General features: G+C 41.4%; 2 protein-coding genes. One reads left to right on the forward strand and one right to left on the reverse strand.

The window, feature by feature from the left end; all coding sequences use genetic code 11:
* Positions 1-44 precede the first annotated feature (44 nt).
* A complete protein-coding gene (locus tag QVO97_RS09610; protein WP_022360118.1) occupies positions 45-209 on the reverse strand; it encodes a hypothetical protein in 165 nt (54 codons plus the stop codon).
* A 156-nt stretch (positions 210-365) separates the two neighbouring features.
* On the opposite strand from QVO97_RS09610, the gene QVO97_RS09615 reads away from it, so the two are divergent.
* Positions 366-804, forward strand: a 439-nt coding sequence (locus tag QVO97_RS09615; RefSeq protein WP_288189558.1) for a helix-turn-helix domain-containing protein, incomplete at its 3' end; no start/stop codon positions are given.

Raw genomic sequence — 804 nt, forward strand, 5'->3', positions numbered from 1 at the left:
TATCTTCTCTGTTTTCTCAAATTCGACCGCCTCCTCTCTATAATTTATGAAGCCTCTAGGTTGTCAGCTTCCTTTTTATTTCCCAGTGCTGCACGGGACCAGAGGGCTGATGCGTAAATCATGACTACTCTCTTGTCCTCATCGCTCATTTCCTTCAGCATCTCAGCTAATTTCTCAGCGTCATTTGTGTGATTGGATGTTTTTTTCATGGCATTGTCTCCTTTCTTTCAAATCCCTTTGTTGTTATATTACAATTATATGTTGGCTAATTTCTTTTGTCAAGCTGTTTTTTGTAATTTCCCAACATTTTTGTTGACATCCAACATTTCAGAATGTATAATCAGCACATAAGGAGGTGTTAATTGTTGAAAGAACGACTTAAAGCGCTTCGCAAGGAGCTACGTTTGACTCAGCAAGAATTTGCTGACCGCGTCGGTATATCGCGCGGTAATATTGGTGCCTATGAAGTTGGGAAAAACGCGCCTAGCGATGCCGTCATATCTTTGATATGTAGAGAATTTCATGTAAACGAAGAGTGGCTTCGGACCGGAAACGGGGAAATGTTCGTGGAAGAAACTCCAGATGAGGAATTTATGAGAATGGCGAAAGCTGTTGCTTCCGGAGATACCGAAGCTGATCGGATGATTCGCAGAACATTGATGTATTTTTATGAAATGGATGATCTGGGTAGAAAAACCCTGATGAATTTCGTCAAATATATTAGTGGAAATGATGAACCATCTGGCGGCACCGAACATTTTCCGGCAACCCCAGAGGAACTCGAAGAGAAATATCCACCAATTG

The sequence above is a fragment of the Clostridium sp. CAG:43 genome (assembly GCF_000434655.1).
GTDB classification, from domain to species: domain Bacteria; phylum Bacillota; class Clostridia; order Lachnospirales; family Lachnospiraceae; genus Otoolea; species Otoolea fessa.